Source organism: Timonella senegalensis JC301 (assembly GCF_000312125.1).
In the GTDB taxonomy this organism is placed as follows: Bacteria; Actinomycetota; Actinomycetes; order Actinomycetales; family Cellulomonadaceae; genus Timonella; species Timonella senegalensis.
Genome location: NZ_HE978641.1, coordinates 755642 through 762400, shown reverse-complemented (window position 1 = coordinate 762400; position 6759 = coordinate 755642). Strand labels below are relative to the sequence as shown.

Below are 6759 nucleotides of genomic sequence, written 5' to 3'. Positions count from 1 at the left end.
GCCGCTCATGCAGCTGGGCGTGCGCACGCACTTCATGCCGTTCATGTTTACGTTCAACGTGGTGCTCGCCCTGCTTGTGTGGGCGGCGTGGAGGGTGATCGCGCCGGGCGTTTACGAGGTATCGCCGCAGATCGTGCGGAAAAAATGGCTTCCCGACTCGTGGGGCACGCACGCGTGGTGGACGGTTCCCTTCGCGATCTGCGCGGGCATCGCAACGCACATCATCCTGGACAACTTCACGCACTCGTGGGGGTGGGGCCCCGCGCACCTGGCGAGCCTGCGCGCCGAGGTCAGCACGCCATTTGGCCCGATGTTTGGCTACGAGTTGGCGCAGTGGATCTTCGGATTCATCGGCCTCGGACTGCTCCTCGCGGTCGCTTTGTGGCTACCTCGCCAGCCTTCGGCGGCGAGCAGAACGCCGGTCCTACAGGCGCTCGCGCCCTTCTTGGTAGGCTCCGCGATCCTTGCGGGCGGGTTCGCGAGGGTCATGATCGCGGGCGGCCTAGCGCTGCGGTTCGAATCGCAAATGTTCTATCTGCTCACCGGCGGAATGATCGCTGGCGCGGTGACCGCGGCCGCGCTCAGCCTTGTTGCGCTGGTTGCGGTGCGGCTGCGCCGCGTGCCGGCCGCCGCCTGAAAACCCAGATTCGCGACGATCTTGGCTGGGCCCGCACTTTTAGGCACGGACCCAGCCAAGATCGTCGGTAATGAGGTGGCTCCTCCGCGCTCTCCTTCGATGCAAGAGAAGGGGGAGGGGCTGCATTAGACGGAGGCGAGTTCGCGGTCCGCGTCCTGGCCCTCCTCGGCACCCGATGGGCTATCGGCTGCGGCTGCCGAGTCGGCCCCGCGCGGTACCAGCAACACGAACAGCACGGCGCCGAGCGCAGCAACCGCGCCGACGATGAAGGACAGCGTGAACGCGTCTCGCGCGGGAGCCGTGATGCCGCCGGTCGTGACGAGGTTGCTGGTTATGACACCAGTCATGACTGCCGCAGCCACGGTCGACCCGAGTGAACGCATGAGCGCGTTCACGCCCACCGCGGACCCGGCTTCGTGGGCGGGGACGTTCTCCATGATGAGCGTGGGCATTGCGGCGTAGCCGATGCCCACACCGGCGGACGCGATCGCGGAGGCGATCATGAGCTGCCATGGTGCGTCCATGAACAGGGTTGCTGAGCCGTAGCCGAGCGTCAGGACCACCGCGCCGATGCCCAGCGCGGACTTGGCGCCAAACCGAGTGAGCAGGCGGCTCGAGACGGGTGCAAGGACGAGCATCATCATCGCGCCGGGGGCAAGCCAAAGTCCGGCCTGCATGATGGTCTGGCCCATGCCCACGCCGGTTTCGGTGGGGAGCTGAAGGAGCTGGGGGATGACCACGTTGTGGCCCATGAGTCCAAATCCGATGAGCAGAGCTGCCAGGTTGGTCAGGAGGACTGGCTTCTTTACGGTGGTGCGGAGGTCAACTAGAGGGTTGTCGAGTCGAAGCTCGTACAAGCCCCACAGCGGCAGAACCACTAGGCCGAACGCGATGAGCGTGACGGTTGGGACGCTCGACCAGCCCCACGTACCACCCTTGGAGATTCCCACCAGGAACGACACCAAGCCGATGACAAGAATGATGGAGCCGACAACGTCGATTCGGCCCGAAGCCGAGGTGCGGATGTGCGGGAGGGCAGCCACAGCGAGGGCGAGCATCGCGGTGGCGAGCACGGCGGTGATCCAGAACAGGATGTGCCAGTTGAACTGTTGCGCGATCCACGCGGAGATCGGCACGCCGAGCGCCCCACCCACGCCGAGTGACGCACTCACGGCAGCCATAGTCGAGTTCACCATGGGCTTGGGAAGGACCTGGCGCACAAAGCTCATGGCAACCGGCAGGTATCCCATGGCCACGCCCTGCAGCACACGGCCGATCAGCACGAGCGAAAGCTGATCAAACAGTGCGCAGAGCAGCGAGCCGACCAGCAGAATCGCGGAAGTCGCCACGAGCACGGGCTTTTTGCCGTACATGTCCGCGAGCTTCCCGGCGATCGGCATTGCCACGGCGGAGCCCAGCAGAGTTGCGGTGATGACCCAGGAGGCGTTGTCTGCGGAGGTGTTGAGCAGACGGGGGAGGTCGCTCTGGATTGGCAGCATAAGCGACTGCATCAGCGAAACCACGAGGCTCGAGAACACCAGAACCGCAGCCACGAGGACCGGGCGCTTGAGCGGGGTTGTGTCTTGCTGGACTGTGCTTTTGGGCGGACTTTCAGGGGAAGGGGAGGCGTTGCGGGAGCGCACTGAACCCTGCTTTCTTCTGTGGGTGCTTAATTAATTGCGGAAAATACAAAAGTACATATGTATGTATCTTACATATCCGGACCGTCGCTATGATTGCGATGTAGTTCCAACGGCCGGACAGGGTTCCACCTAGCGCGGCTTGAGTGGCTGATGTGGTTCAGCTGGCCTGTGTGGTTCAGCTGGCCCGACTCCGGGGTCGGTGTGTTGTATTTGGTTGTGCAACCGGTTTCGAAACCGGTTACACAACCAAACACAACACGTCCCGCCTAACGGCCGTCGATGCTGAGCACGTGAAGACGTTCCCGGCGATAGTTTGTGCATGACTCAGGAGATTTTGATGAACGACGATCGAGTACCGTCCCCTGCAAACGCGACGGTTGGTCCTCGGGCTGGTGTTGATGCGGCTGTCGGGCCTCGGGCTGGTGTGGACGCCGAGACCGTTGCGGACCAAGCGCGCCTGATCGCTCGATACGTTGCGCGCATCGAGCGCCTCAATAAGGCCGCCGCACGGAACGGTGAGATGGATGCGTCCCACGTGCGGATCCTGTGGATGCTCGCGACGCACGGGCCCATGACCCTGGCGGAGCTGTCACGCAGGCTTGTGCTCGAACAGTCCACTGTGAATCGCCAGGTCAACTCTGCGCTCAAGAATGGGCTGCTCGGCCGAGACAAGGATGGCGATCGGAAGGCCTACGTCTTCCACGCCACGGGCGAGGGGATCGAAGCCTTTGAGCGCTCAATCTCAGTCACCACCGCCCAACTTGAGGGGGCACTCCAGGGCATGGGCGAGGACGCCTCAACCCTGGTCTTGCTGATGGAACGCCTCGTGGCGGATTTGCCGGATACGTTCTGACGCAGGTTCCCTCTCGGCTCCCCGTACCCGTCTCATTTGGCGCCGGCACTCCCCTCCCAAAACCAACGAGAGTATTCCTGAGCCCACTCTCGACGTCGAGAGTGGGCTCAGGAATACTCTCGTTCGGAAGGTGGTGTACGAGGAAGGTTGGTGTGCGCAACCTAGGCTGGTGCTGGGAGGTGGGGCACAATCGTCGAGAATTTGGGACGGGCCACTGTGAAAGTGGCCAACTCAACAGGGCCCGAAGGGGCCCGAAAATCCGCCCAAGGTAAAGGGCAGGCCAAAAACCGCCCGCGCAACCTAAAAACCAGCCCACTAGCGCCCAAAAGTTCCCTGTTGAGTCGCAGTTCACGCGCATAATCCCTAGACGAGGGGGAGGGGGTCGGGCGTAGTATCGAATCGATCCGATCGAATCGATTCGAGAATCCGCAGCTGAACGCTTCGATGGATCCACATCCCCCAGACCACCCCCAGTTCGTTCGGAGCGTTTCGCCCTATGAATAAGACCCTCACCGCCGGCATCCCATGGCGCGTGATCCTCGTCTTTACAATCCCACTGCTCATCGGAAACGTTGTGCAGCAGTTGTACCAAGTCGTTGACGCGATTGTTGTTGGCCAGGCCATCGGCGTGAACGCACTCGCCTCCGTCGGAGCCACCGGTAGTTTCCTGTTCTTCCTCATCGGATTCGCATGGGGAATGACCGGCGGATTCGCAATCCCCGCAGCACAGGCCTTCGGTGCCGGCGACTATAAGGCACTGCGCAAGTCCGTGACCACGGGCGCCTGGTTGACGGGTGCTTTCAGCATCCTCATCACGTTTGGCGCGCCACCCGTCACTCGCCGCGTGCTCGAACTCATGCAAACGCCACCTGAACTCATCGACGACGCGACCACGTTCGCCGTGGTGAGCTTCCTCGGTGCCGTGGGCACCATGTTCTTCAACTACCTGTCCGCGATCATCCGCGCGATCGGCAACTCCCGCACCCCGCTGATCTTCCTGATCATCGCGTGCGTCATCAACATCGGACTTGTCATCCTCATGGTCTCCGGCTTCGGCTGGGGCGTCGCTGGTGCAGCACTCGCAACCGTAGTCTCACAGCTCATCTCCGTGCTGCTCTGCCTTGAGTACGTGCGGCGCTCCGTGCCAATCCTGCACGTGACCCGCGAAGACTGGAAGATCGATGGCGCGGCAATGAAGGAGCACCTGCGCATTGGTCTGCCCATGGGATTCATGGCTTCGATCATCGCAATCGGCTCGCTCGTGGTTCAGATTCGTCTGAACACGCTCGGTGCCGAAGCCATCGCTGCGTTCACCACCGCAACTCGCGTGGACGGAATGGCAGTAGCCTTCCTCGGCTCGCTCGGACTCGCAACCTCTACCTTTGTGGCTCAGAACTGGGGTGCAGGAAAGATTGACCGAATCAAGACCGGTGTCCGCCAGGCCATCATCATGTCGGTGATTGGATCGTTTGTGCTCGCCGCAATCCTCATCACCGTAGGTGAGTGGATGGTCGGTCTGTTCGTGGGTAGCGAAGCCGGCGTGGAGAACATCATTTCCATGAGTCACAAGTACCTCGTGGTCAACGGCCTAATCTACTTTGCACTGGGCATCCTGTTCGTCACCCGAAACGCAATCCAAGGCCTTGGTCGCCCCCTCATCCCCACCATCAGTGGAGTTGCCGAACTGGTCATGCGTGTTGCAGCAGCAATCATACTTGGTGGAATGTTCGGCTTTGACGGCATCATCTGGTCCTCCCCACTCGCCTGGATTGGTGCAGCCGTGCTGCTCCTGCCGGCCTGGGCCAAGGCACTCAAGACTCTTGACGCCGACTACGTCGAGTACGCGGCTAGTCGTGTGGCGAACGAGCCCACTGGGGCGCCGGTTGCCGATGCGAACGTCGAGCCAAACCCTGTTCCCGCCGCTCAGGGTGTCTCTGCATCCGCCATTGCGAGTGCCGCCGCAGTTATGACCGACTCGGAAGCGTTGCACATGGATGCTGAGGCGCCTGATGCTGCTGTGTCTGCTGAGGAAGCCCAGTCGGCCGATGCTGTTGGGGCGCTAGGGCTTGTCGATCTGAGCGAGCTCACAGAGGGTGAGCGAGAAACCGTCTCCACCTCCGTTTGATAAACCGATCCCGGCGATCCACCTCCCAACTGCACCCGCGCAAGCGGGGGAGGGGATCGTCGGGAATCGGCCCGCGTAGCGGGACAAAGCCGCCACCCAAGCGCACTTTGGGCTGGCGGCTTTGTGCTTTCCGGTGAACGTGGGCAGGTGTGATGCGCAGCATAGTGTTCCACCACTATTCACGCGCAGGTTAGGTAAGGCTAAACTAATTTTGTAAGAGACCTATCTCACCATCGGATGGAACCCATGGCTACTCGCTTTGCTCTCCGCGCCATAGCGGCACTCGCCGCGCTTGGCATGACTGCGACCCTCGCTGCGTGCGGGGCCGACACCCCTGACAAGGACTCGACCGGCTCGGGTACCCCGACCGAATCCGCCAGCTCAGACGCGTTCCCCGTGACCATCACCTCCGCGCTCGGCAAGGCCGAGATCAAGGAGAAGCCTGAGCGCATTGCCACGTGGGGCTGGTCCGCACAGGACGCCGTCCTAGCGCTCGGCGAGGTCCCAGTGGCCATGCCTGAGTATGTCTACGGCGGCGTTGACGGCGTGCTCCCGTGGGTCTCCGACAAGATCACTGAGCTTGGCGGCGAGCAGCCAACGCTCCTCAAGGGAGGCGACAGCGGACAAGCCAACGCCGAGGAGTTCGTGGCGGCCCGCCCGGACGTCATCCTCGCTCCCTACTCCGGCCTGACCCAGGAGGAGTTCAACGCGCTGTCCAAGATCGCTCCCGTTGTGGCCTACCCGGACGAGCCGTGGGCAACTTCGTGGCAGGACCAGACGCTGATCATCGGTAAGGCGCTGGGCCTCGAGACCGAGGCCGCCAAGCTGGTTGAGGACACCAATGCAAACGTCAAGGCGCTCGGCGCTAAGTACCCTGAGCTCGCCGGCAAGACGTTCGCCTACGGCGCGAACAACGAGCCCGAGATCCTCAACGTCTACCGCGACACCGACCCACGCGTGGAACTCCTGACCGACCTGGGCATGACCGTGGCACCTTCCGTGGAGGAACTCGCGCCATCTGATGCCGCCCGCTCGTACTTCTACGGCCTGGCATTTGAGAACCTGAACAAGCTGACCTCGGACGTTCTGGTGGCTTACTTTGGCGACCAGGCCGCTGCCGACGCGTTTGTGAAGGACCCGCTTGTGGCCGCGATGCCGCAGGTCAAGTCGGGTGCCTTCGCCCCAATCATCGGTGAATCGTTCGTGATGGCATCCTCCGCGCCCACCACCCTGTCGATTCCATGGATGCTCGACCAGTACGTTCCACAGCTCGCGCAGGCGGCCAAGAACGTCAAGTAGTTGGGTGGCGGTTGCGTGTGGTGAGCGGGCGCTACGCGTGTTCAACTGGCACCGCACCGAACGCTGGACGAGTGGTGCGGACGCGGTACGTGCACGCTACGCGTGATCCACAGGCGCGGCACGCGCGCCCCGTGCCTGCGTAGCAGGCACACTAGAAGCATGACTTCTTCCCCACAGGCCGACACCCCGCGCAGGGGTGGCG

Annotated in this window: 5 protein-coding genes; 4 read left to right on the top strand and 1 reads right to left on the bottom strand. The window is 62.6% G+C overall.

What is annotated here, in order from left to right:
* Nucleotides 1-637, top strand: a 637-nt coding sequence (locus HGSM_RS03215) for a DUF4184 family protein (RefSeq protein WP_195891331.1), incomplete at its 5' end; no start/stop codon positions are given.
* A 125-nt stretch (nt 638-762) separates the two neighbouring features.
* Here HGSM_RS03215 and HGSM_RS03210 read toward each other — a convergent pair.
* The gene (locus HGSM_RS03210; RefSeq protein ID WP_019147298.1) at nt 763-2280 is read right to left on the bottom strand and encodes an MFS transporter; all 1518 of its coding nucleotides are present in this window, start codon (nt 2278-2280) and stop codon (nt 763-765) included.
* 319 nt (nt 2281-2599) lie between these two features.
* Between HGSM_RS03210 and HGSM_RS14760 the strand changes: the two genes are divergently transcribed.
* The 3 genes from HGSM_RS14760 to HGSM_RS03195 all read left to right on the top strand — a co-directional run bounded on the left by HGSM_RS14760 (nt 2600) and on the right by HGSM_RS03195 (nt 6557).
* Entirely contained in the window at nt 2600-3133 is a 534-nt protein-coding gene (locus tag HGSM_RS14760) for a MarR family winged helix-turn-helix transcriptional regulator (protein WP_081581288.1), read from the top strand.
* Nucleotides 3134-3629: 496 nt separating this feature from the next.
* Nucleotides 3630-5258 (top strand): MATE family efflux transporter, encoded by a 1629-nt coding sequence (locus HGSM_RS03200; RefSeq protein WP_019147296.1) that lies wholly within the window; start codon nt 3630-3632, stop codon nt 5256-5258.
* A gap of 246 nt (nt 5259-5504) precedes the next feature.
* Nucleotides 5505-6557 carry an iron-siderophore ABC transporter substrate-binding protein gene (locus HGSM_RS03195; RefSeq protein ID WP_019147295.1) on the top strand — a complete coding sequence of 351 codons (1053 nt, stop codon included), beginning with the start codon at nt 5505-5507 and terminating at the stop codon, nt 6555-6557.
* Nucleotides 6558-6759: the final 202 nt, after the last annotated feature.

Bases quoted from the DNA above. Each gene is read 5' to 3' on its own strand.
- HGSM_RS03200 (WP_019147296.1), top strand. From the start codon at position 3,630: ATGAATAAGACCCTCACCGCCGGCATCCCATGGCGCGTGATCCTCGTC.
- HGSM_RS14760 (WP_081581288.1), top strand. From the start codon at position 2,600: ATGACTCAGGAGATTTTGATGAACGACGATCGAGTACCGTCCCCTGCA.
- HGSM_RS03195 (WP_019147295.1), top strand. From the start codon at position 5,505: ATGGCTACTCGCTTTGCTCTCCGCGCCATAGCGGCACTCGCCGCGCTT.